The organism is Kluyvera fluvialis (genome assembly GCF_059725275.1).
In genome coordinates this window covers 1,436,140-1,459,333 of record NZ_AP046142.1, presented here as the reverse complement: position 1 = coordinate 1,459,333, position 23,194 = coordinate 1,436,140, and the positions used below count along the sequence as shown (strand labels likewise).

Here is a 23,194-nt window from a genome sequence, read left to right as displayed (position 1 = left end):
TCAATAGCAAGATCATGATTTCCGGCTATGCTTTTTTGTTATACCGCTCATAACCTCTGCTCACGGTGGGCTAGTCCAGACGCCCTTGCGCTGCCGCCTGCACCAGTTCATCCACCACGTAACGAATCTTCGGCAACGGCTGGCGGCTTTTTGGCCATACCGCGCTGATGGGCATTTCGCCCCCCGCGTAATCCCGCAAAACTTCCACCAGTTCCCCGCGCTGTAGCGCCTCACCCACCAGCCAGCGTGGAAGCTGCGATAGCCCGCATCCCGCTAATGTTGCAGCGAGCATGGCATCACCATCCGCAAATTCATGCATGGGCGGCGGCGTAAAGCGAAGCAGCTGCCCGTCTGGCGCTTTCAAAGGCCAGGTGATGGCTTGATGACGGCGAAGCCCGACAATGCACTGATGATGGCGTAAATCATCCGGCTGCATCGGCTCGCCGTGCTGGCGTAGATAGTGCGGTGCGGCGCAGATAACCAGCTTTTGGGTGGTCAGCCGCCGGGCGACCAAACCGCTGCTATCCGCCAGTTCGCCAATGCGAATAACCAGATCAATGCCCTCTTCTATCAAATCAACAAAACGCTCGTTAAATGTCACCGTTAGCTGCAACGACGGGTGCTGACGGGTTATCGCAAGCAGCAAATGCAAAATACGCTGGCGACCAAAAGCCGAGGGTAAATCAACGCGTAAACGCCCTGCGGGGTTAACCACATGCGCCGTTAGTTCGGCTTCGGCCTGCGCCAGAATATCTATCGCCTGCTGGCAGCTTGCTAAAAATGTCTCACCGTCTGGCGTCAGGCTTAGCCGCCGCGTAGAGCGCTGAAACAGCTTCAGGCCTAAACGCGCTTCCAGCCGCCCTACACTTTTCCCCACCGCCGATTTGGTCAGCCCCAGTTGTTCAGCAGCCGCCGTAAAACTGCCCTGCTGCGCGGTAGTTACAAAGGCGGTGATCCCGCCGAGATTGTCGGTTTTACGCATCGTTCAATACTTATCAAAAAGGGAAAGATATGCTGTAACGCATTGGAGAATTTATGTCTACAAAGAAGCGAATAAAACCCTATTTATCGCCTTAAAGAAATCAATCATAGTATGCCCCGTGGTGAGCCATACTCATCACCCGGCAAAACAGGCCTGTTACGCCATCATCAAAATGAGCTAAATGAATCAATCAATTATTGGAGAGAAAGATGACCAGGGGTTTTAAACATGTCGGCCTGTTGACCAAAAAAGAGACGCAGAGTTTTGAGGAGTTTGTCGCTCACTGGCAGGAAGTGCACAGTAAAATCGCCCTTGAGTTGCCCGGCCTGCGCGGCTATGTGCTGAATCCTATCGACCGTCGAATCTACCCGGACTCGCCCATCGACGGTTTTTCTGAGCTGTGGTTTGACTCGCTGGATGCCGCGATGGCAGCGTTTGACTCACCGGTGGGGCAACAAGCGTTTGCTGACGTACCCAATTTTGCCGCCAATGTCGCCGTCACCTACATTACGGAAATCAGAAAGCGCTAACCGGAAACCCACTGCGTAGGCCAGGCGTCTGGCCCCTGCCAGTTGTCACACTCCGGCTGGGCGGCATAGCGCGCCAGGCGGAAGCGTTGGCCGTCATAACGCCAGCGCGTTTGAACGCCGCAGTCGCTCAGGCCACGCCCTTTTTCCAGGGTCACTAGCTCGCGGCTGCTTTCATTAAAGCTAAGATTGACCAGCTCAATATCACGTTCCTGGCGACCCGCAGGCAAAAACGGCAGGCGCAGGCGTATCGGTGTGGTGATAAATGGTTTCTTACGTGACACCAGCCACGCGCGGTAAATCGTGTTATAAGCACCGGACTCACAGCTCGTCATGATCAACGCTTTATCGTCGGTTAACGCCGTCACCCACACCTCGCGGCGAATCGGATCTAGCGAGCACTGGTTATTGTTCATCCGCCAGGTGCCGAAATCGAGCAAATCGTTATATTCGTCGTGGCTTAAGGCCGCTGGGGCAGGCTTGGCTTTCGCCACGGTTTTCAGCGCTGGCGCTGGCGGGACACTTCTCGGCGGTTCGTCGCCTTTACGCACCCATGCGGTTTCATTGCCCATCCGTTTTTGCTGGGCATCGATAAACAGCAGCGCCGCCTTTAGCCCTTTTAACGACAGCACCTGTACGCCTTTTTCCAGGGTAATCGCTTCGGCATCCTGAATTTGCTGTAAGAAGGCATCAATGGTGGCGCCATCACCGGTCGTCAGCAGCTTGGGCTGCACTTTCCAATGTTCGCCATTGAGCTTTAGCGGTTTGCCGTCCAGTAGCAGTCGGGGTTCAATCGCCGGAACGGCTGCCACCGGGTTAACCAGCCCGCCCAGCTCAATCCGCAGTTGCTCATCCGTGTGCGCCCCTGCGCTACGGCTGAGGGTCATCACTAACCCGTGATGCAACCCGACGTTACGAGTCACGCAGAAGTTCTGGTTATTGCAGGTCACTAACCAGTCAGAAAAGCTCTGCTGCGCCGGAGCCGCCCACGTCAACGACGTCGGGAGCAACCCGAGGCAGAAGAAAAAAAGGAGAACGCGGTAACGCATGGACGGTACAACCCCAGAAGAAAAAACGACACCCAGCAAGGAGCTATCTTCACTGCCGAAGCCGCAACCCTCAATCGGATTTATCGGATTGAGCATTGTCCTTATTTAGGCATAAGACCCGAATTTTGCAGATATTGAAGCAAAATCACCGTCTTACCGTCGCAAATCTCACCACTATTAATCATCTCCAGCGCTTGTGAAAAAGGTATTTCCAGTACATCAATGGCTTCATCATCCACTCCGCCACCGGCATTTTCCCGCAGGCTGTCGTCATATTCGGCAATAAAGAAGTGCACAATTTCCGTTACGCCACCCGGAGACATATATAACTGGAACAGTTTACGAACGTTGCTCACCTGGTAGCCAGTTTCTTCAATGGCCTCTTTGCGAATGCAATCTTCCGGCTCGTCGTCGTCCAGCAAACCCGCGCAGGTTTCGATTAACATCCCGTCGGCGTTACCGTTGACCCACGTCGCGACGCGGAACTGGCGCACCAGCACCACGCTCTGTTTCTCGCGGTTGTACAGCAGCACCGTCGCGCCGTTGCCACGGTCATACACTTCACGTTTATGCTCAATGGTCGAGCCGTTTTTGGGGGTGAGATTGTAGGTGATATTGCGCAGGACAAAGTAGTTTTGCGACAGGATTTTATCTTTAACAACGGTGATATTAAGGGACATACCGGCTCCACGACGATGGCTTATTGCTCGCCATCTTACGCCGTGAAGCCTGGGTATCGTCAATGCGCGTGAGTGATTTTAACGTCCAGCCAATCAAGAATGCCCTGCGCCGCATGGCGCCCTTCGGCCATCGCCGTCACCACTAAATCAGCGCCGCGCACCGCATCACCACCGGCAAAAATCTGTGGGTTGCTAGTCTGGTAACGGTAGCGCGAGCTGACGTTCGCGCGAATACGCCCCCACTCGTCCACATCAACCCCCTGTGCATTCAGCCACGGCATACTGTGCGGATGGAAGCCGAAAGCCATGATCACCGCATCGGCGGGCATCACAAATTCGCTACCGGCAATCGGCGTTGGGCGACGACGCCCCTGGCTATCCGGTTCACCAAGCTGAGTGCGCAACAAACGCACGCCGCACACGCGCCCGTTGGCGTCCAGCTCAAGAGTCACCGGCTGCACGTTAAACTCAAATTCCGCCCCTTCTTCGCGGGCGTTTTTGACCTCTTTTTTCGAGCCTGGCATGTTGGCTTCATCGCGGCGATAAGCACAGGTCACTTTTTGCGCCCCGTGGCGCAGCGCGGTACGCACGCAGTCCATCGCCGTGTCACCACCGCCCAAGACCACCACATTCAGCCCCTGAGTATTAATGTAAGGTTCATCAGGCAGCTCGCCCAGCCCCATCACATTTTTGGTGTTGGCAATCAAGAACGGCAGCGCATCGTATACGCCCGGCGCCTCTTCATTAGGCAGCCCCGCTTTCATTGAACGGTAAGTCCCAACCCCGACAAACACCGCATCATACTGTTCGAGCAGCGTTTCCAGCGCGATGTCTTTGCCAATTTCGCAGTTAAGCTCAAAGCGGATGCCCATCGCGCTAAAGATTTCACGGCGGCGCGCCATTAACGCTTTATCGAGCTTGAAGGACGGAATACCAAAGGTCAGCAGGCCGCCGATTTCGGGGTGGCGATCATACACCACGGCTTCCACGCCCTGGCGCACCAGAATATCCGCACAGGCAAGCCCCGCAGGGCCTGCACCAATAATCGCCACCCGTTTGCCACTGTGGGTGACCTTGCCAATCGTGGGCCGCCAGCCATTAGCCAGCGCGTGGTCAGAAATATAGCGCTCAAGATTACCGATAGTCACCGCGCCGTGTTCGTCGCGAATGGTACACGCGCCCTCACAGAGCCGATCCTGTGGGCAAACGCGACCGGTAATCTCTGGCAGCGGGTTAGTTTGATGTGACAACGCGGCCGCCGCGTTGATATCTCCGGCTTTGACGCGCTCAATCCACTGTGGAATATGATTATGCAGCGGGCATGTCCACTCACAAATACTGTGCTCACCGCAGGTCAGGCAGCGTGATGATGCCTGTTGCGCCTGTTCTTCGCGAAGTGGCAGGTAAATTTCGGCAAAGCTGGTTTTGCGCGCGGCGAGGTTAAGTTTGTCGGCTTCACGACGAGCGGGCGTCGCCGCCATTTGCTGAACTTTGCTCTGCTTTGCCGCCGGAGCCGTTGCGCGAGTGTCGCCGTGCCACGGCTGCGCTTCACGACAGGCGGTTTGTAAACGGCGATTTTTGGCAACCTCGGTCAACTGCTGTTGAGTCATTAACTGCAAAGCATCTGCCGGGCAGTTTTCTACACACGCCGGGCCAGCCGCGCGCTCATAGCAGAGATCGCACTTATGAGCGCTGGCTTTGACGCGCCCATCCTGGGCTGGCGTCAGGATAATTTGCATCGTGCCGAATGGGCAGGCCACAACACAAGATTTGCAGCCGATACACCTCGCCTGATCAACTAAAATCGCGTCATCGGCCTGGCGTATCGCGCCATTTGGGCAGCTACGGGCGCATGGGGCATCCTCACAATGATGGCATGTCACCGCGCCGCGTTGGTGGTTCATTTTGACGGTAGTAATGCGCGGAATAAATTGTGATGCAGTGAGCACATGTTGCTCACCGTTATGCGACATGACGCAGGCAACTTCACACGCCTGGCATCCAATACACCGTTGGCTCTCTACCCGAATAAAACGGTTCATAATTTCTCAGTCTATGGTTATAAAACCTTATATTTATGTACTCAATAAACTTCAAGATGCAGCCTGATAAGGCGCAAGCCGCCATCAGGCATTGCCGTGATATTGCCGGATGGCGCTGCGCTTATCCAGCCTACAGGCTGGTTGTAGGCCTGATAAGGCGTAAGCCGCCATCAGGCGTTGCCGTAATTTTGCCGGATGGCGCTGCGCTTATCCGGCCTACGGGCTGGTTGTCGGCCTGATAAGGCGCAAGCCATCATCAGGCATTGCCGTGATTTTGCCGGATGGCTATATACAACTTGAAGCATGATGAGTGTAGGCCCTACTTATTAGCCGACTCACTACCGTTCAGGCAATGTTCATTTCCCCACAAATGGCGACTATTTGGCAGTATGCTGTGGCAGATCAAAAAATCTCAGCGTAAATAAAATTACGTTTCAGGGTTCTGTAACGCGGTGCGCACGTCTACGTAAGTATGTGAAGGCCATTTCAGGAAAGCGGAATGATAATTTACATTATCTTCTTTTTTTCTCCACGATTGCTGGCAGCCTTGCGGCTACAGTGTCTGGCGCAAATCAGCATATAAAAATGAATAACACGAGGTTAGGAGCCTAATGGCGAATTTCTTTATCGATCGCCCCATTTTTGCCTGGGTGTTGGCAATACTTCTGTGCCTGACGGGCACTCTGGCAATATTTTCACTCCCCGTAGAGCAATATCCCGACCTGGCTCCTCCTAACGTGCGCATCAGTGCTAACTATCCTGGCGCATCAGCACAAACTCTGGAGAACACCGTCACCCAGGTTATCGAGCAAAATATGACCGGTATCGATAACCTGATGTATATGTCATCACAAAGCAGCGCAACCGGGCAGGCCTCCATCACACTGAGTTTCGTGGCAGGGACAAACCCAGACGAAGCGGTGCAGCAGGTACAAAACCAGCTACAAACGGCGATGAATAAACTGCCGCAGGCAGTACAAACACAGGGCATTACGGTACGTAAAACCGGCGATGCCAGTATTCTGACCATCGCGTTCGTCTCTACCGACGGCAGCATGGATAAGCAGGATATCGCCGACTACGTCGCCAGTAACATTCAAGACCCGCTAAGCCGCGTGGATGGCGTGGGCGATATCGACGCTTACGGTTCGCAGTATTCGATGCGCATCTGGCTGGATCCGGCCAAGCTCAACAGTTTTCAGCTCACCACCTCAGATGTGACTAACGCGATAAAGTCCCAAAACGCGCAGGTGGCAGTAGGGCAATTAGGCGGCACGCCGTCGATCGATAAACAGGCGTTGAACGCCACGATTAACGCCCAATCGCTGCTGCAAACGCCGCAGCAGTTCCGCGATATCACGCTGCGGGTTAACCAGGACGGTTCACAGGTGACGCTGGGCGACGTCGCGATGGTTGAGATGGGGGCGGAAAAATATGACAACCTCAGCCGCTACAACCGTAATCCGGCTTCCGGTCTGGGCATTAAGTTAGCCTCCGGCGCTAACGAAATGGCTACCGCCGAGCGCGTGATTCAACGCCTGGACGAACTACAGCAATATTTCCCGCACGGCCTGGAATACAAAGTCGCCTACGAAACTACCTCGTTCGTTAAAGCGTCGATTAAAGACGTGGTTAAAACATTGCTCGAAGCCATTCTACTGGTGTTCCTTGTGATGTACCTGTTTTTACAGAACTTTCGTGCGACGCTTATCCCAACCATCGCCGTGCCGATTGTGCTGATGGGGACGTTCGCCGTGCTCTACGCCTGCGGATACAGCATTAACACCCTAACGATGTTCGCGATGGTGCTCGCCATCGGCCTGCTGGTGGATGACGCCATCGTGGTGGTTGAGAACGTCGAGCGAATAATGAGCACCGAAGGGCTAACGCCACGGCAAGCTACGCGGAAATCAATGGGGCAAATCCAGGGCGCGCTGGTCGGTATCGCGATGGTTCTGTCGGCGGTATTTATCCCAATGGCGTTCTTTGGCGGCACAACCGGCGCTATCTACCGCCAGTTCTCCATCACCATCGTTTCCGCAATGGTGCTATCGGTGCTGGTGGCGATGATCCTCACACCCGCGCTCTGCGCAGCCCTTCTGAAGCCCGTACACAAAGGCGAACAGCACGGCACCAAAGGATTTTTTGGCTGGTTTAACCGTCACTTTGACGCCAGCGCCCGCCGTTATGAATCGGGGGTGGCGAAAATTATCCACCGCAGTGTGCGCTGGATGCTGATGTATCTGCTGCTACTCGGCGGCATGGTGTTTCTGTTCCTGCGTCTACCCTCGTCTTTTCTGCCGCTGGAAGACCGTGGAATGTTTACCGCATCAGTGCAATTACCCAGCGGTTCAACACAGCAACAGACCTTAAAAGTCGTCGAAAAAGTCGAAGACTATTTCTTCGCAAATGAGAAAGACAATATTACGTCGGTATTTGCCACCGTCGGCTCAGGCCCTGGCGGTAACGGTCAGAACGTGGCGCGCATGTTTGTGCGTCTAAAAGATTGGGAGCAACGCGACAGCACGACCGGCACGTCGTTCGCCATTATCGAGCGCGCCACCAAAGCCTTGAGCAAGATAAAAGAAGCGCGCGTTTTTGCCAGCAGCCCTCCGGCTATCAGCGGTTTAGGTAGTTCAGCCGGGTTCGATATGGAACTGCAAGACCACGCCGGAGCCGGGCACGATGCATTAATGGCCGCGCGCGACCAACTGCTAGAGCTAGCGGCCAAAGAACCGCAACTGACCCGAGTGCGCCATAATGGCCTTGATGACAGCCCGCAATTACAGATAGATATCGACCAACGTAAAGCACAGGCATTGGGTATATCTATTGATGACATCAATGACACTCTGCAAACCGCGTGGGGTTCAAGCTACGTTAACGACTTTATGGACAGAGGCCGCGTGAAAAAGGTCTACGTTCAGGCCGCCGCGAAATACCGTATGCTGCCGGACGATATCAACATGTGGTACGTGCGTAATAACAGCGGGCAAATGGTGCCGTTCTCAGCGTTTGCGACCTCACGCTGGGAAAGCGGTTCACCACGTCTGGAGCGTTACAACGGCGATTCTGCCGTGGAGATTGTCGGTGAAGCAGCACCGGGCGTCAGCACCGGTACGGCAATGGATGTGATGCAAAATCTGGTCAAGCAATTGCCCGTCGGATTTGGCCTCGAATGGACGGCGATGTCGTATCAGGAACGTCTTTCCGGTGCGCAGGCTCCGGCGTTGTACGCGATATCGCTGTTGGTGGTGTTCCTCTGCCTTGCCGCGCTGTATGAAAGCTGGTCTGTACCGTTCTCGGTGATGTTAGTCGTGCCGCTGGGGGTTATCGGCGCACTGCTGGCGACCTGGATGCGAGGGCTGGAAAACGATGTCTACTTCCAGGTGGGGCTGTTGACGGTAATCGGCCTGTCGGCGAAAAACGCCATACTGATTGTCGAGTTTGCCAACGATCGCAATCAGAAAGGGGAAGATCTGTTATCCGCCACGCTGGAGGCCTGTCGTCAGCGTCTTCGCCCGATCCTGATGACTTCACTGGCGTTTATCTTCGGCGTGCTGCCAATGGCGCTCACCACCGGCGCTGGCTCCGGTGGTCAACATGCGGTCGGCACTGGCGTGGTTGGGGGGATGATATCGGCAACCGTGCTGGCGATTTTCTTCGTACCGCTATTCTTCGTGCTGGTGCGTCAGCGCTTCCCGCTAAAAGAGAAGCCAGAATAAGGAAACAAAAAAGGCGACATTTCTGTCGCCTTTTTTATTATGCACTTTCACCATCATGGTGATGACAAGAACTCAACGTCCTTTACGCGCACTGCTGGAATTATTTACGAAGCATCACTTCGATAAAATCTTTCCAGTTCCCTAGTTCACGTTCGATCATAACTACCTCTCTTATTATCACGCGCATTTTACGGAATGATTTATGACCTGTGAATACGGCAACTCCAATTAGTTCGATTGCTGACACCCGTGAACATGTGGTGACATAAATTGACTATGGCTCGAAACATTGACGGGGAATGTGACTGTCAGCAACATTCTGTAATAGTTAATTGAATGTGAATCATGTGATATAAATTTTGGGTAGGGCAAGATAAAACGCAGGCAGGATTATCACCGCCTGGCATGATAAACTGTACGCTTTTCAGCCACTTTGTCGGTTCAAAATTAATTCAGGCGGCAGGAGAATTACGTGTATATTCAAATGCCCTAAAACCTGCGGATATATAAGGTGCAATATGACTGTCCTCTATGGAATAAAAAACTGTGACACGATTAAGAAAGCCCGTCGTTGGCTCGATGACCATCAGGTTGAATATCGCTTTCATGATTACCGTGTTGATGGCCTGACAGCGGAATTACTGGCAACTTTTATTGACGAACTCGGTTGGGAATCGTTACTCAATACGCGTGGCACGACATGGCGCAAGCTGGATGAAAACATCCGCGCCGGAATTACCCATGCTGACGCGGCCGCCACATTGATGTTAGAAATGCCAGCAATCATCAAACGCCCATTGCTCTGTGCGCCCGCACAGCCTATGCTGCTGGGTTTTAGTGACGCCAGTTATAGCCAGTGGCTCAGCCATCACGCCGGGTAAAGCATTGCGGCTATCCGGCAACAACACTGCACACAATTAGCGTTTTACTGCTTGCAGATAACGAAAATAACGAGGTCTAGTTTATGTCTTGCCCAGTCATTGAGCTGGCTCAGCAGCTTATTCGCCGCCCTTCTCTTAGCCCTGATGACGCGGGCTGTCAGGCATTAATGATTGAACGTCTGCGCGCGGCAGGTTTTACCGTTGAACCGATGGATTTCGGTGATACACAGAATTTCTGGGCCTGGCGCGGTAAAGGGGAAACTCTGGCGTTCGCAGGCCACACCGATGTCGTGCCTGCGGGTGACGCCGACCGTTGGATTAATCCCCCGTTTGAACCGACGATTCGTGACGGTATGTTGTTCGGTCGCGGCGCGGCGGATATGAAAGGCTCGCTGGCGGCGATGGTCGTTGCCGCTGAGCGCTTCGTGGCGCAACATCCGAACCACAAAGGGCGTCTGGCGTTCTTGATAACCTCTGACGAAGAGGCCAGCGCAACCCACGGCACGGTTAAAGTGGTGGAAGCGCTGATGGCGCGCAATGAGCGCCTGGACTACTGCCTGGTGGGCGAACCTTCCAGCACTGAAGTGGTCGGCGACGTGGTGAAAAATGGCCGTCGCGGTTCTATGACCTGCAATCTGACCATTCACGGCGTGCAAGGGCATGTGGCCTACCCGCACCTTGCCGATAACCCCGTCCACCGCGCTGCGCCGTGGATGAATGAGCTGGTCGCTATCGAGTGGGACAAGGGCAACGAATTCTTCCCACCAACCAGTATGCAAATTGCCAATATTCAGGCGGGTACGGGCAGTAACAACGTGATCCCAGGCGATCTGTTTGTGCAGTTCAACTTCCGCTTCAGCACCGAACTGACCGACGAGATGATCAAAGAGCGCGTGATTGCCCTGCTGGAAAAACATCAGTTGCGCTATAGCGTCGATTGGTGGATCTCCGGGCAGCCGTTCCTGACCGCGCGCGGTAAACTGGTCGATGCGGTGGTTAACGCTATCGCGCACTATAATGAAATTGAACCGCAACTGTTGACGACCGGCGGCACGTCGGATGGGCGTTTTATTGCTCAGATGGGAGCACAGGTTGTCGAACTGGGGCCGGTTAACGCCACCATTCATAAAATAAATGAATGCGTTAACGCCGCCGACCTACAGATGCTGGCGCGGATGTATCAACGGATTATGGAACAACTTGTCGCCTGACGGCACAACAATAAGTAAGAGGTAACGCGCATGGATTGGCTGACAAAATATTGGTGGATTCTGGTACTGGTGTTTTTGGTGGGAGTCATCATCAACGTGATTAAAGATCTTAGTCGCGTCGATCACAAAAAATTCCTCGCCAACAAACCCGATCTGCCGCCGCATCGTGACTGCAACGATAAGTGGGACGATGACGACGACTGGCCGAAGAAAGATCAGTCGAAAAAATAATGCCGCAGCACTCCCGCCCGCGCGCAGCGTGGACGGGAGTCTCGTGTTACATCATCTCAATAACATCATCGTCTTTCGGCGTTCCGCCGCTTAATGCTTCATCAAAATAGTGCTTCGGCACGGTATAGCGCAGATGATCCAGCGCAAATTGCATACTGCGATCGTCAATCGCGTGGCCTAAATCTTCCACAATATCCAGCGTCACATCGCCGCCTGCGGCTTGAATAGCTTCCTGAGCGGCAACGGCAAAGGCAAGGTCAATCACCCGATCTTCTCCACCGTGAATCAAATGAATGGTGGTCGAGGTGTCGGCTGCCGTTGGCAAAGTGGCGAAACGGCCATTGAACGCAATCACCCGCGAGGCCAAACCTGGCTCGGCTTTAAGGCTCTCAAGCGACATAATCGCCCCCTGCGAGAAACCAATGAGCGCGGTTGCCTGTGGGCCAACGCCGCTCTGTTTCTGCCAGTAGCGCACAGTGTCGATAAAGGTCGGCATAATGGCATCGATACGCGCCTGACGGTTCTCTTCCGTCACGCCCTGTACTGAAAACCACTGGCGACCTGGCGCAGGCCCGCACGGCTCCACACCACCCACGCTAACCACTAGCGCATCCGGGAACAGCGGCGCAAACCAGCGACCAATTTGGCCCATCGCCACCGGATTATCGCCCACGCCATGAAACAACAGCAGTAGCTGTTGAGCGGGTTTCGCGGGGCTTTGAACAACAAAATGATCGTGTGTCATGGCTGTCTCCTTGGTTTTGTCGGCCAGTTTACGCCGCACCAAAATAATGACCATGCCATTTAACTGAATGAGTCAGTTAAAAAAATTGCAATTGTTTCACCTGCTCAGAGAGCTGAGCCGCGCGGCGAGCATCGACGGTTTTCAGTGCCTCGGCGGCCTCGATACGCAGTTGCGCCAGCAATGCTTTGCGGCCATTGATGCGCAGACGGGCGCACAGTTCAGCCTCACAGTCACCCGCTAAACGCCCACGTAGCGCGGGTAGCGGTAAATCCACCTGTGCAATCAGGTGATGTAAATTCCCCAACACCGCCAGCAGCGGGCGATGCGCAAAGGCAAAACCGGCTAAATCCCACCAGTCCTCCTCAGTAAGAATAGACTCTGCGACTTCGGCGAGTGGCACTTTTTCATCCACCCAATGCTGGAGCCAGCGCCATTCGCGGCACAAGCGCAGATGCTCACGCTGCATTAGCGCCTCACCCGCCGCCGTCAACGGGCGCAACGCCATCGCCGCGTAACAGCCACTGCTGGCCTCACGCTGCGTGCCAATACGCACCAGCGTGAAACCACAGCGCTGCCAGAAACGCCCTAGCTCAGCGGTATAACCAAAGCTGACGGACAGATAATCGCAGCCTTCAGCTATCTCTTGCGCCTGCATCACCAGCCGTTGCCCAATGCCCTCGCGCTGGCGCAACGGATGTACGGCAATGCGGCTAATCCGCAGCCCGCGCAACGTTGCTGCCAGTGGGCTGCCGCCGTGCGCCGCCAGTGATTGCGCCACCAGGTTGCCACGTGGACGGCGAAAACCGGCCCACACCGCCTGGCTTAATGCCGCAGGCAACCCCCCCTCCTCGACCAGCCACAGCGCGCCCGCAGGCCCGTTAGCGCTTTGCGCGCAAAGAAAGTGTTGCCCCGGCGCATCCATCATACGGCGGAGATCCAGCGGCGAGGTACGGTAATGCGCGCCGGAAAGTAGCTGATACATCGAACAGGGTAGCTCAGGCTGCGTTTGCCAGGCCGACTGCGCAACAGCACGTAATTCGGGTTCGCCTTCTGGCGGCGTAGTGAAGGTGTCATCACGGAAAATCAGCGCTTCGTTAACCACTGCTTCCAGCGGGCAGCCTGCCGCCCAGCGTATCGGTTGATTTAAGCTGAACGTGTGACGCTTTGGAAAACCCGCGCAGAATTTAAGCAAAAAACCGCGCCCCGTCCCCTCGTAACCTTGCACGGTGGTGGTTAACAGCGCGCGGGGAAAACGGGCAATCAGTTTGTGTAGCAATGGCGCGGGGATAGCCGCCGCTTCATCCACCACCAGCCATTCAGCCTGAACATCAGAAGCAAGCAGCGCATCGGGCGCCATAAAGTGAAAACGCTCACCGGCAAAGGCGGCAATCACCTCTGCCGAGGCGCGAGAAGGCGCGGTGACAATCGCCTCGCCGCACAGACGTTGGATATGCATCCCCGCCAGCGCCGACTTACCTCGCCCGCGCTCTGCCGTCACCACGGAAACCTGGGCGCTGGCGTGAGCCAGGGCATCAAGAATAGCCTCTTGTTCACGGTCTGGCTCACCGTTCGCGCGTTGCCAATCCGGCAATGACATCTCATTTAGCGTGGGCAATGGCTGCCCCTGACGCCAGAGAAGCGTCTGCGGGCTAGCCGCCAGAGTGCGGCAGAAATGGCGAACAAAGTTAGGCGTGGCGATAGGTTCTGGCGCGTCGCTCCAGCGCAGCGAGTCCGCATCGGCCTGTTGCGGCCAGCGCGCGAGACTCGGCGTGAGTAGCATGAGCCAGCTTCCCGCTCGCAGCGTTCCCGCCAGCGCGGCAAACGCCGAGACATCAAACCCCTGGCGAGCGTCAAACACCGCGTGCTGGAACTCGCGCCCCAGCAGCGTCACCAGTTTAGACGGCAAGCAAAAAGGTTCGGCAACCGGCTGAAGGCCAACCCACAGCACCTCATTACCGAAGGCGGCACGAAACGCCGCCGCCTGCTGGCCACACCAGTCGTCTTCACCACTGACAACCAGCAAGCGGCGAATGCCCAACTTTGCCATACGCGCGGCCTGCGCGAGCAGTTCATCCATGACGTTTGGCATCCGCTTAGAGAGATTGATTAAAGGTGTTGCACTGCGCCGGGTCACCGCTGTCGAAGCCGCGTTTCAGCCAGGTATAGCGCTGTTTTGATGTACCGTGGGTGAAGCTATCCGGTACGACGCGGCCCTGGCTTTGCTGTTGCAAACGGTCGTCGCCAATCGCCTGTGCCGCGTTCAGCGCTTCTTCCAGATCACCAGCTTCCAGAATGCCCTGTTTCTGCATGTTATGCCCCCAAACACCGGCGAAGCAGTCTGCCTGGAGTTCCATACGTACCGACAGGCGGTTCACTTCCGCCGCAGAGGCGTTTTGTTGCATCTGGCGCACTTTCGGTTCGATACCGAGCAGTTTTTGAATGTGGTGGCCGACTTCATGCGCAATGACGTAGCCTTGCGCGAAATCTCCGTCTGCCCCAAGTTTGTTTTTCATGTCGTCGTAGAAAGAGAGGTCAATATAGACGGTGCTGTCAGCCGGGCAGTAGAACGGCCCCATCACCGACTGGCCAGTACCGCACCCGGTGCGGGTTGCGCCACGGTACATCACCAGCCGAGGCGGCTGGTACGTTTTGCCCATTTCTTTGAATTGCTGTGCCCAGGTGTCTTCGGTCGTTGCCAGAATGACGGAGGTGAATTTCGCGGCTTCGTCATCTTTTGGGCCGCTAACACGCTGTGAAGATTGCTGCTGGCCCATTGGCGCGCCGGTCATCAGGCCGGTTAAATCAACGCCATAATAGCCCGCGACCAATACCACAATCAGCAGAAGAATACCGCCTTTGCCGCTGGGGATCCGAAAACCGGGGCCACGCCCGCCTAACGGAGATTGGGAACTGTCTCTGCGGTCTTCTACATTGTCGCTTTCGCGACGGCCTTGCCAACGCATAACTACCTCGATCTTATCTTATAATTTACTGATATGATCGTAGGCGGTTACGGCAGGGATTACCACTGGAAATGTCTGGTTAGAATCGTGCCTGAGCCTCTTGCCGGATGGCGGCGTAAACGCCTTATCCGGCCTACAAAACCATTGCATCTGTGACGCACATTACACGTAGGCCTGATAAGCGCAGCGCCATCAGGCACTGCGCCAGAGCGTTAGTCCAGCTTCACGCCTAAACGATGAGCAACTTCTTCATAGGCTTCAATCAGGCCGCCGAGGCTCTGACGGAAACGGTCTTTATCCATTTTATCCATCGTCTTTTTGTCCCACAGGCGGCTGCCGTCTGGGGAGAATTCATCACCCAGCACCACTTCGCCTTTGAACAGGCCAAACTCCAGCTTGAAGTCCACCAGGATAAGACCCGCATCGTCGAACAGTTTTTTCAGCACATCGTTAGCTTTGTAAGTCAGCTCCTGCATACGCGCCAGATTCTCTTTGCTCACCCAGCCGAAGGTTTCGCAGTAAGATTCGTTCACCATCGGGTCGTGCATTGCATCGTTCTTGAGGAACAGGTCAAACAGCGGCGGGTTCAGCTCAATACCTTCTTCAATCCCTAAGCGTTTCACCAGCGAGCCAGCAGCACGGTTACGCACAACGCACTCCACCGGCACCATGTCCAGTTTTTTCACCAAACATTCGGTATCGGACAACAGTGCTTCCATTTGGGTTGGGATACCCGCTTCCGCCAGCTTGCTCATAATGAAATGGTTGAATTTGTTGTTCACCATGCCTTTACGATCGAACTGTTCAATGCGAGCGCCATCCCCTGCTGACGTATCGTTACGGAACTCGAGCACCAACAGATCCGGGTTTTCGGTGCTGTATACGGTTTTCGCTTTACCACGATACAACTCAGCTAGCTTTTGCATCTTTGTCACTCCAGTGATGATTATGATAAATATTTGTGCATTTTCTGCCGACGCACACGTTTGCGTCACTATACAGAAAAAAGGGCCGGATTGCTCCAGCCCTGATTAATTACTTACTAAATGCGGCCTGGAATACGGCTACCAGGGCGTCATTTTGTGTCTGCGTCAGCGTATGACCTTTCGGATCGATAAACTGCAAGCTACTACGGTTGTCCAGGTCACCGACCTGAAGTTTGTAGTCACCGGAAACCAGTTCTGGGTCACGAGCGCCCAGTTCCTGCCAGCGGCTGTCAGACAGCGGCTTGTAGGTCACGGCGATACTGCCCTTAGAACGGGTGCTGTCGGTCACTTTCATGCCCACTTTTTCCAGCACGCCCGGCAGACGCTGCCATACCTGGTTGAACGGCCCACGGACTACCAGCATTGGCAGACCGGTATCATCAGATGCGCTCTGTACGTCGAACGTTGCGCCCGCAGTGCCTTTAGAGGCGTTCTGCGCGTCGGTCGCATTCTTATCGAGGCCAGCAGAGATAACGTTCAGCATTTCAGCGCTATAGCGTTGCAGAGATGCGCTGTCCGCCACCGGTTTACCCGCTTGTTCCAGGTTCACCAGTTTTACCGTTACCGCTTGCTGATAGCCCTGCGGCTTCACAGAGATTTGATAACGACCGCGATACTGCTGGTCTTCATCAAGACGGTTCCACTCGATCCAGTCTGTCGTCAGCATTTGACCCGCATCATCACGCTTAGTGATGGTGTAGTTTTTCGCCTGAACGATGCTGGCAACCTGTGGCCACAGCGAACCGCTACGGCTATTTTCTACCAACAGCGTGGCGGTATCGCCGGTAAACTGCGTACGCGCACCGGACACCAGCGCCAGCGGCTGAGCCGGTGGACGGATATCCAGCGCTTTGCCTACGGCACCGCTACCGTTAGCGACCGGAATGGTGTAGTCGCCATTTTCAATCGGCAGGATCATACCCGCAGGGGCGTGAAGTTCACTTAACGGTGTTGCTTCCAGATAGGACTCATCACCGCTCACCTGGCGCTTGTAGCGCGAGTCGGAACTACAGGCTGCAAGCAGTAGAACCAGCGAAACTCCCGCAACCTTCGCCAGGCGCGACTTCTGTACTGAGTAAGCCATCAAATCTCCCTAAACTTTACAGCAAACCGGCATACTTGAGTGCAGATGCTACGATATCACGACCGTGGTCAGTGATAGGCGTCATCGGCAAGCGCATGGTATCGGTCGCCACAAGACCCAACTCCTTACATGCCCATTTCACTGGGATAGGATTGGGTTCGACAAATAATTTATTGTGCAGCGGCATCAAACGCTGATTAATCGCACGCGCCTGAGCAAACTGACCTTCTGCTGCCAGTTTGCACATCTGTGCCATATCACGCGCAGCGACGTTCGCCGTTACCGAAATAACGCCGTGACCGCCGAGCTGCATGAAATCCAGCGCGGTGGCATCATCGCCGCTGAGCAGGATGAAATCGTCTGAAACCAGCTCTTTGATCTGGTGAACACGACTTAAGTTCCCCGTAGCTTCCTTGATAGCGATAATATTTTTAATTTCCGCCAGGCGGCCTACGGTTTCTGGCAGCATATCGCAGCCAGTACGCGATGGCACATTATACAGGATTTGTGGCAGGTCAGTATGCTCGCTAATCGCTTTGAAGTGCTGGAACAGCCCTTCCTGGGTAGGACGGTTGTAGTACGGAGTCACCGTCAGGCAGCCAACAACGCCGCTATGATTGAAACGCTGAGTCAGGCTAATCGCCTCTGCGGTTGCATTTGCCCCCGTTCCAGCGATGACCGGAATGCGACCATCGGCCAGCTCAACCGTCGTCATGACAACATCGACATGCTCTTCGTGGTTGAGTGTTGCTGATTCACCGGTAGTCCCTACCGAAACAATCGCCGAGGTTCCGTTGGCGACGTGATAATCAATCAGTTTTTTCAGGCTTGAACGGTCAACATTACCGTTTTCATCCATCGGCGTGACAAGCGCTACAATACTTCCCGTGAACATGGGCCATCCTCTGAGCTGACGTGCGGACAAGATTCTCAATGGTACGTTTGGTCTTGTAATAAAAGCAAGAGACTGACGCCCTTCAGAATGTTGTATGCCGGTTTTTTTTATGCTTTCCTAGTGAATACCGCACCTTTTTAAAGGAAGAACAGGTTTGACAGCCTCATTACAACACTATCTGGTTATTACAGCCCTGGGCGCGGATCGCCCTGGCATCGTCAATACGATAACTCGCCACGTCAGTAGCTGCGGCTGCAACATCGAGGACAGTCGTCTGGCAATGCTGGGGGATGAGTTCACTTTTATTATGCTGCTTTCCGGTACCTGGAATGCCATCACCTTAATTGAGTCAACGCTGCCGCTGAAAGGCGCTGAGCTGGATCTGTTGATTGTGATGAAGCGCACCACAGCGCGCCCGCGTCCGGCGATGCCAGCCACCGTGTGGGTTCAGGTTGAAGTGCCTGATTCGCCACATATTATTGAACGTTTTACGGCGCTGTTTGATAGCTGGGAAATGAACATTGCCGAGCTGGTTTCTCGCACACAACCCGGTACTGATGAGGGCACGGCGCAGTTGTTTATTCAAATTACCGCCCACAGCCCGGCTACGCAAAATGCATCAAATATTGAGCTAGCGTTTAAAGCCCTATGTACAGAATTGAAAGCGCAAGGCAGTATAAACGTGATTAATTATTCACAGCATGACGAACAGGATGGAGCTGAGTAATGAACCCACTGAAAGCCGGTGATATTGCACCGAAATTTAGTTTGCCCGATCAAGACGGCGAGCAAGTAAATTTGACCGACTTCCAGGGACAACGTGTTCTGGTCTATTTCTACCCGAAAGCGATGACCCCTGGCTGCACCGTGCAGGCTTGCGGCCTTCGCGATAATATGGACGAGCTGAAAAAAGCTGGCGTTGAAGTTCTGGGTATCAGTACTGACAAGCCAGAAAAGCTGTCCCGTTTCGCGGAAAAAGAGCTGCTGAACTTCACTCTACTGTCTGATGAAAATCACCAGGTTTGCGAACAATTTGGTATCTGGGGCGAAAAATCCTTCATGGGCAAAACCTATGACGGTATTCATCGCATCAGCTTCCTGGTCGATGCCGACGGTAAAATTGAGCACGTATTTGATAATTTCAAAACCAGTAACCACCACGATGTGGTGCTGAACTGGCTGAAAGAAAACGCCTGATGACAAACAGCCCCTAAGGGGCTGTTTTTTGTTGGGGGTAAGGTTTTGCCGGGTGACGGCTTCGCGTGTAGGCCGGGTAAGCAAAGCGCCACCCGGCAATTTGCAATGCCAAACTATTTCGCCGACTGCGCCATCTTCCACACTGCCGCCACGTTACGCGCGGTGAGCTTCAGATTATCGTGCGCCGCGTCCAGCGCCTGCGAAAGCGTCACAATACCGGGCAAAATAGCGAACGCCGCATCAAGGCCGTGCTCGTAAACCACCTGATGATCGTCTTTTAAGCCTCCTGCCAGCGCGATCACCGGTTTATGGTGACGTTTGGCGACGCGCGCCACGCCAATGGGCGTTTTCCCGCAGATACTCTGGCTATCGAGCCGCCCTTCTCCGGTTATCACCAGCGTCGCATCTTTAACGTGTTCTTCAAGTTTGAGCGCCTGTACCACAATCTCCACGCCTGGCTGCAATCTGGCGTTGAGCAGCCCAACCAGCGCCGCCCCCATGCCGCCCGCCGCACCTGCCCCCGCGATCTGGCGCACGTCACGCCCGCTCGTTTGCGCCATCACCTGCCCCCAGTTATCGAGCATCGCATCCAGACGAGCGACCATTTCCGGCGTTGCCCCTTTTTGCGGGCCAAACACCGCCGAGGCGCCACCTGGGCCGCAGAGCGGATTATTCACGTCACAGGCCACCGTCAGCGTGACACGGGCTAATCCCGGGTGCAGCGCGCTTAAATCAATGCGCGCCAAATTGTCCGGCGCACCACTGCCTTGCGCCAGCGCCTCGCCGTTATCATAAAACAACTGCGCCCCCAGCGCCTGCATCATGCCTGCGCCGCCGTCATTAGTGGCGCTGCCGCCGATGCCGAGAATAATGTTCTCAACGCCGGATTCCAGCGCGGCGACCATCAGCTCACCAGTGCCGAAACTGGTGGTCAGCAGCGGGTTACGCTGAGCCGGAGGAACATGATGCAAACCGGAAGCCGCCGCCATTTCGATAATCGCGGTTTTCCCGTCGCCCATCAGCCCCCAGCGAGCGTTAACCGGCTCACCCAGCGGGCCCATCACATCGGTATAGCGGTAGCTGCCGTGGCTCGCTTCCACCATCGATTCCACCGTGCCTTCGCCGCCATCGGCCATTGGCACTTTCACGTATTCTGCCTGCGGATAAATCTCACGAAAACCGGCCTCAATGGCGCGGGCCACGTTCAGCGCCGACAAACTTTCTTTAAACGAATCAGGGGCAATTACTATTTTCATCATACTCATCCTGCAAAACCGAAGACGCCAAACATCAGCGTGGAGACAATGGCGATGGTCAGACCGACCAGCGTTTCATAAGGCATCAGCTTCAGACGCTCGCGGATCAGCATGTTGACGCTGCCGCCAGTGGCGTGGAAAAAGCTGCCGTGCGGCAGGTGATCGAGCACCGTTGCCCCAGCGTGGATCATCGCAGCACCGGCCAGCGCCGACACACCCAGCTCCAGCAGCGTCGGAGCGAACACACCGGAAGCCACCGCCGTCCCCGCCGTGGTAGAGGCTGTCGCCATTGACATAATAGCCCCGGAAATAGGAGCCAGCAGATAAGCAGGCAGCCCGGACGCCGTCAACCCGTTAATCAGCACATCTTTCAGCTCTGAATTAGCGATGATCCCAGCGAGCGTCCCCGTGCCAAGCAGCATTATCGCCACTGGCGCCATGCGGCTTAAGCCTGCCACCATATAGTGATTGGTCTGCCGAATGCGTCCCATCAGCAGCGTGCCGACCAACCCGCCCACTGGCAGCGCAATCAGCGGATCGATAGCAATACCGGCAATCGGGCGCAGGGAAAGCAGCACAATCGCCACCAGCGGCGCGCTTATCGACACCAGAAAACCTGGTTGCCCAGTGAGTGAGTCCGGTGTGACCACTTCTTCTGGTAGCACCATCGTGCCCTTGCGGCTCAGTCTTTTCGCCAGCAGGTACGCCATTACCAGGCCAAACAGCCCCGGTACGATACCCGCCATCATCACCGAGGTGAGCGGCACGTGAAACGAGTCTGCCGCCGCAATGGCGTTAGGGTTTGGCGACATCACGTTGCCCGCTTTGCCCCCGCCGATCATCGCCAGCAAAATAGCCGTTTTAGACAGCCCCGCCCGATGCGCCACCGACAGCGCAATCGGCGCGACGGTGATCACCGCGACATCAATGAATACACCAACGGCGGTCAGGCAGAGAGTGGCGATAGCCAGCGCCAGCAGCGCGCGCGTTTCGCCGACTTTTTTCACCACCGTTTCAGCAATGGTGTTTGCCGCTCCAGACTCAATCAACACTCCGGCGAGCACACCTGCCGCCAGAATACGCAGCACGGCATTGGTGATGCCCTGCGCGCCAGTGACCATCAGTTTCACCGTTTCGACCAGATCGGCTCCGCCAACCAGGCCGCCGATCAGCGCTCCGGCCATCATGCCGTAGGCCGGAGAAACCTTGCGTAGTATCAGTAAAATCGCTACCACCAGTGCTGCGATAGCTCCCAATGTGGATATAGACGTCATTTTTGCTCCTCCCTGTTATAGACAGGCGCAGTATGGGGAAGCGGTAGGCAAAGCGAGTCAGAGATTCTGACGAACTTTCGTGCCCGGGCATGACGGGGAATTGTGTGAACCTACAGTTTCGGTTTGCAGTTGCATACCGATAAACAGCCAGAGAATACTTTTTAAGTCGTTAATTTTTATATGAAGAATCGTTTCACAGCGTTGCAGGCGATAACGCAGAGTATTGACGTGAACGTGTAACTGCTTCGCCGTTTGAGTCAGGTCACAGTTCTGTTCAAACCACACCCGCAGGGTCGTCTGCAACACGCCTTTGCTGTCGTTTTCCAGCAGCGTCATCCACTGGCGCGAAAGCTCCTGCGCCTGCCAGCTCTGCGCCACATCGCTCAACAACGCAGGCAGTGCGTAGTCGTGATAGAAGACATACTGGCTCTTCACCTTCTGCCGTTTGACCATCCTCTGGGTGGCCTTCGCCGTTTGCCACGAGCGGTGCAGCCCGGTTTCACCGCTGAAATAGCCGCCTACCACAATGCGGCTGAACCCCGAGGTGCTGGCCCAGGATTTGAAATTTTGCAGGTCGCGCTGCTCCTGCTGCAAATCCCAGACGCCCTCCTTCAGGGTAATCGGCTTGATGATGATAAGCTCATTAAAATCGGTGAAGGTCAGCAGGTGATCGCGGGCGCGGTTCTCGAAATAATCGAGCAAATTGCGCAACGCTTCGCGATCGGGCTGGCGCAGCTCGATGATCGCCACCACGCGGGGGAGTTTAAGATCGATGCCCAGATAAGAAACCATCGAGTGCAGCGCTTCGGACGGCGGCTCGCGCATAATCAACTGATTAATGAGATCTTCGCGATAGCGCTTATCCCACTCCTTCTGCTCGATAAGCACCATATGCTCAATCACCAACTCCGCAGCCATTTTTACCAGCTCGCCATAAGCGCGTACTTCATCAGGTTCGCCGGTTATCCCCAGCACGCCAATCAGCTCGCCGTGAAAAGAGATCGGTAGGTTGATCCCAGGCCGCACCCCTTTCAACTGGTTGGCGGTGGCTGAATCGATCTCCACCACCCGATTATCTTTCAGCGCGAGGATCGCCCCTTCATGGCGCGAGTGAAGGCGAGAAGGCTCGCCCGAGGCGATGATAATCCCGTGCTCGTCCATGACGTTAACTGACCAGGGGATGATTTTCATGGCGCGCTGCACAATCTGTCGCGCGGTATATTCCTTTAAATATTGCTTCTTCATAACCTTCCTTAATGTGCACCGACGGCGCTGCCGGACTCTTTAATAGCGAATTATCAGGGAAATTGCTCAGGAGGAAGCCACAAAAAAGCACATGATAATGCGCATATTTTTGTATAAAGCGACAATTACACGTCAGGATACGCGTCCAGAGATGAAAAAAGAGAAAGGATAGAGAGGGTTAGCGGGCATTAAGGGAAATGAATGACAAAGCGTGGCGCTAT

General features: G+C 55.0%; 21 protein-coding genes. 7 read left to right on the top strand and 14 right to left on the bottom strand.

Annotation, left to right across the window (positions count from 1 at the left end; translation table 11 throughout):
- Nucleotides 1–70: 70 nt before the first annotated feature.
- Entirely contained in the window at nt 71–982 is a 912-nt protein-coding gene (locus AC6I4B_RS07010; protein ID WP_497770571.1) for a LysR family transcriptional regulator, read from the bottom strand.
- Nucleotides 983–1,191: 209 nt separating this feature from the next.
- Between AC6I4B_RS07010 and AC6I4B_RS07005 the strand changes: the two genes are divergently transcribed.
- Nucleotides 1,192–1,512: an EthD family reductase gene (locus AC6I4B_RS07005; RefSeq protein ID WP_497770569.1), complete on the top strand. Its 321-nt coding sequence runs from the start codon at nt 1,192–1,194 to the stop codon at nt 1,510–1,512.
- On the opposite strand, the gene AC6I4B_RS07000 is transcribed toward AC6I4B_RS07005, so the two are convergent.
- From AC6I4B_RS07000 to aegA, 3 genes are all read right to left on the bottom strand, one after another.
- Nucleotides 1,509–2,558: a DUF1176 domain-containing protein gene (locus AC6I4B_RS07000; protein ID WP_497772051.1), complete on the bottom strand. Its 1,050-nt coding sequence runs from the start codon at nt 2,556–2,558 to the stop codon at nt 1,509–1,511. The two genes, AC6I4B_RS07005 and AC6I4B_RS07000, sit on opposite strands and share 4 nt — an antisense overlap.
- Before the next feature lie 101 nt (nt 2,559–2,659).
- Nucleotides 2,660–3,238: a GDP-mannose pyrophosphatase NudK gene (nudK, locus tag AC6I4B_RS06995; protein WP_497770568.1), complete on the bottom strand. Its 579-nt coding sequence runs from the start codon at nt 3,236–3,238 to the stop codon at nt 2,660–2,662.
- 59 nt (nt 3,239–3,297) lie between these two features.
- Entirely contained in the window at nt 3,298–5,280 is a 1,983-nt protein-coding gene (aegA, locus tag AC6I4B_RS06990) for a formate-dependent uric acid utilization protein AegA (protein WP_497770566.1), read from the bottom strand.
- 611 nt (nt 5,281–5,891) lie between these two features.
- On the opposite strand from aegA, the gene acrD reads away from it, so the two are divergent.
- Nucleotides 5,892–9,005, top strand: a complete 3,114-nt coding sequence (gene acrD / locus AC6I4B_RS06985; RefSeq protein WP_497770564.1) for a multidrug efflux RND transporter permease AcrD — start codon at nt 5,892–5,894, stop codon at nt 9,003–9,005.
- A 100-nt stretch (nt 9,006–9,105) separates the two neighbouring features.
- Here acrD and ypfM read toward each other — a convergent pair whose 3' ends face one another.
- A complete protein-coding gene (ypfM, locus tag AC6I4B_RS06980; RefSeq protein ID WP_001386977.1) occupies nt 9,106–9,165 on the bottom strand; it encodes a protein YpfM in 60 nt (19 codons plus the stop codon).
- A gap of 358 nt (nt 9,166–9,523) precedes the next feature.
- On the opposite strand from ypfM, the gene AC6I4B_RS06975 reads away from it, so the two are divergent.
- The 3 genes from AC6I4B_RS06975 to AC6I4B_RS06965 all read left to right on the top strand — a co-directional run bounded on the left by AC6I4B_RS06975 (nt 9,524) and on the right by AC6I4B_RS06965 (nt 11,328).
- A complete protein-coding gene (locus AC6I4B_RS06975; RefSeq protein ID WP_497770563.1) occupies nt 9,524–9,886 on the top strand; it encodes an ArsC family reductase in 363 nt (120 codons plus the stop codon).
- An 83-nt stretch (nt 9,887–9,969) separates the two neighbouring features.
- Nucleotides 9,970–11,097, top strand: a complete 1,128-nt coding sequence (dapE, locus tag AC6I4B_RS06970; RefSeq protein ID WP_497770561.1) for a succinyl-diaminopimelate desuccinylase — start codon at nt 9,970–9,972, stop codon at nt 11,095–11,097.
- Between the two features lie 30 nt (nt 11,098–11,127).
- Nucleotides 11,128–11,328 (top strand): YpfN family protein, encoded by a 201-nt coding sequence (locus AC6I4B_RS06965; protein WP_497770560.1) that lies wholly within the window; start codon nt 11,128–11,130, stop codon nt 11,326–11,328.
- A 46-nt stretch (nt 11,329–11,374) separates the two neighbouring features.
- On the opposite strand, the gene ypfH is transcribed toward AC6I4B_RS06965, so the two are convergent.
- From ypfH to dapA, 6 genes are all read right to left on the bottom strand, one after another.
- A complete protein-coding gene (gene ypfH / locus AC6I4B_RS06960) occupies nt 11,375–12,073 on the bottom strand; it encodes an esterase (RefSeq protein ID WP_497770558.1) in 699 nt (232 codons plus the stop codon).
- 76 nt (nt 12,074–12,149) lie between these two features.
- The gene (locus AC6I4B_RS06955) at nt 12,150–14,150 is read right to left on the bottom strand and encodes a tRNA(Met) cytidine acetyltransferase TmcA (protein ID WP_497770556.1); all 2,001 of its coding nucleotides are present in this window, start codon (nt 14,148–14,150) and stop codon (nt 12,150–12,152) included.
- A gap of 16 nt (nt 14,151–14,166) precedes the next feature.
- Nucleotides 14,167–15,036 carry a KPN_02809 family neutral zinc metallopeptidase gene (gene ypfJ, locus AC6I4B_RS06950; protein WP_497770554.1) on the bottom strand — a complete coding sequence of 290 codons (870 nt, stop codon included), beginning with the start codon at nt 15,034–15,036 and terminating at the stop codon, nt 14,167–14,169.
- A 212-nt stretch (nt 15,037–15,248) separates the two neighbouring features.
- A complete protein-coding gene (gene purC / locus AC6I4B_RS06945; protein ID WP_139536741.1) occupies nt 15,249–15,962 on the bottom strand; it encodes a phosphoribosylaminoimidazolesuccinocarboxamide synthase in 714 nt (237 codons plus the stop codon).
- Between the two features lie 109 nt (nt 15,963–16,071).
- Nucleotides 16,072–17,106 (bottom strand): outer membrane protein assembly factor BamC, encoded by a 1,035-nt coding sequence (bamC, locus tag AC6I4B_RS06940; protein ID WP_497770552.1) that lies wholly within the window; start codon nt 17,104–17,106, stop codon nt 16,072–16,074.
- Between the two features lie 16 nt (nt 17,107–17,122).
- Entirely contained in the window at nt 17,123–18,001 is an 879-nt protein-coding gene (gene dapA / locus AC6I4B_RS06935; protein WP_497770551.1) for a 4-hydroxy-tetrahydrodipicolinate synthase, read from the bottom strand.
- A gap of 154 nt (nt 18,002–18,155) precedes the next feature.
- Here dapA and AC6I4B_RS06930 point away from each other — a divergent pair, with 154 nt between their 5' ends.
- Nucleotides 18,156–18,728, top strand: coding sequence for a glycine cleavage system transcriptional repressor (locus tag AC6I4B_RS06930; protein WP_497770550.1), 573 nt, complete (start codon nt 18,156–18,158; stop codon nt 18,726–18,728).
- Complete coding sequence (bcp, locus tag AC6I4B_RS06925) at nt 18,728–19,198, top strand: thioredoxin-dependent thiol peroxidase (protein ID WP_497770548.1); 471 nt, start codon at nt 18,728–18,730, stop codon at nt 19,196–19,198. The genes AC6I4B_RS06930 and bcp overlap by 1 nt, the downstream gene beginning before the upstream one ends.
- Nucleotides 19,199–19,311: 113 nt before the next feature.
- On the opposite strand, the gene AC6I4B_RS06920 is transcribed toward bcp, so the two are convergent.
- Genes AC6I4B_RS06920 through AC6I4B_RS06910 form a run of 3 tightly spaced genes read right to left on the bottom strand, consistent with a single transcriptional unit; the run spans nt 19,312 to nt 22,973 of the window.
- Complete coding sequence (locus AC6I4B_RS06920; RefSeq protein WP_497771980.1) at nt 19,312–20,454, bottom strand: glycerate kinase; 1,143 nt, start codon at nt 20,452–20,454, stop codon at nt 19,312–19,314.
- A 5-nt stretch (nt 20,455–20,459) separates the two neighbouring features.
- Nucleotides 20,460–21,728, bottom strand: coding sequence for a GntP family permease (locus tag AC6I4B_RS06915; protein ID WP_497770547.1), 1,269 nt, complete (start codon nt 21,726–21,728; stop codon nt 20,460–20,462).
- 57 nt (nt 21,729–21,785) lie between these two features.
- Nucleotides 21,786–22,973 (bottom strand): sugar diacid recognition domain-containing protein, encoded by a 1,188-nt coding sequence (locus tag AC6I4B_RS06910; RefSeq protein WP_497770546.1) that lies wholly within the window; start codon nt 22,971–22,973, stop codon nt 21,786–21,788.
- Nucleotides 22,974–23,194: the final 221 nt, after the last annotated feature.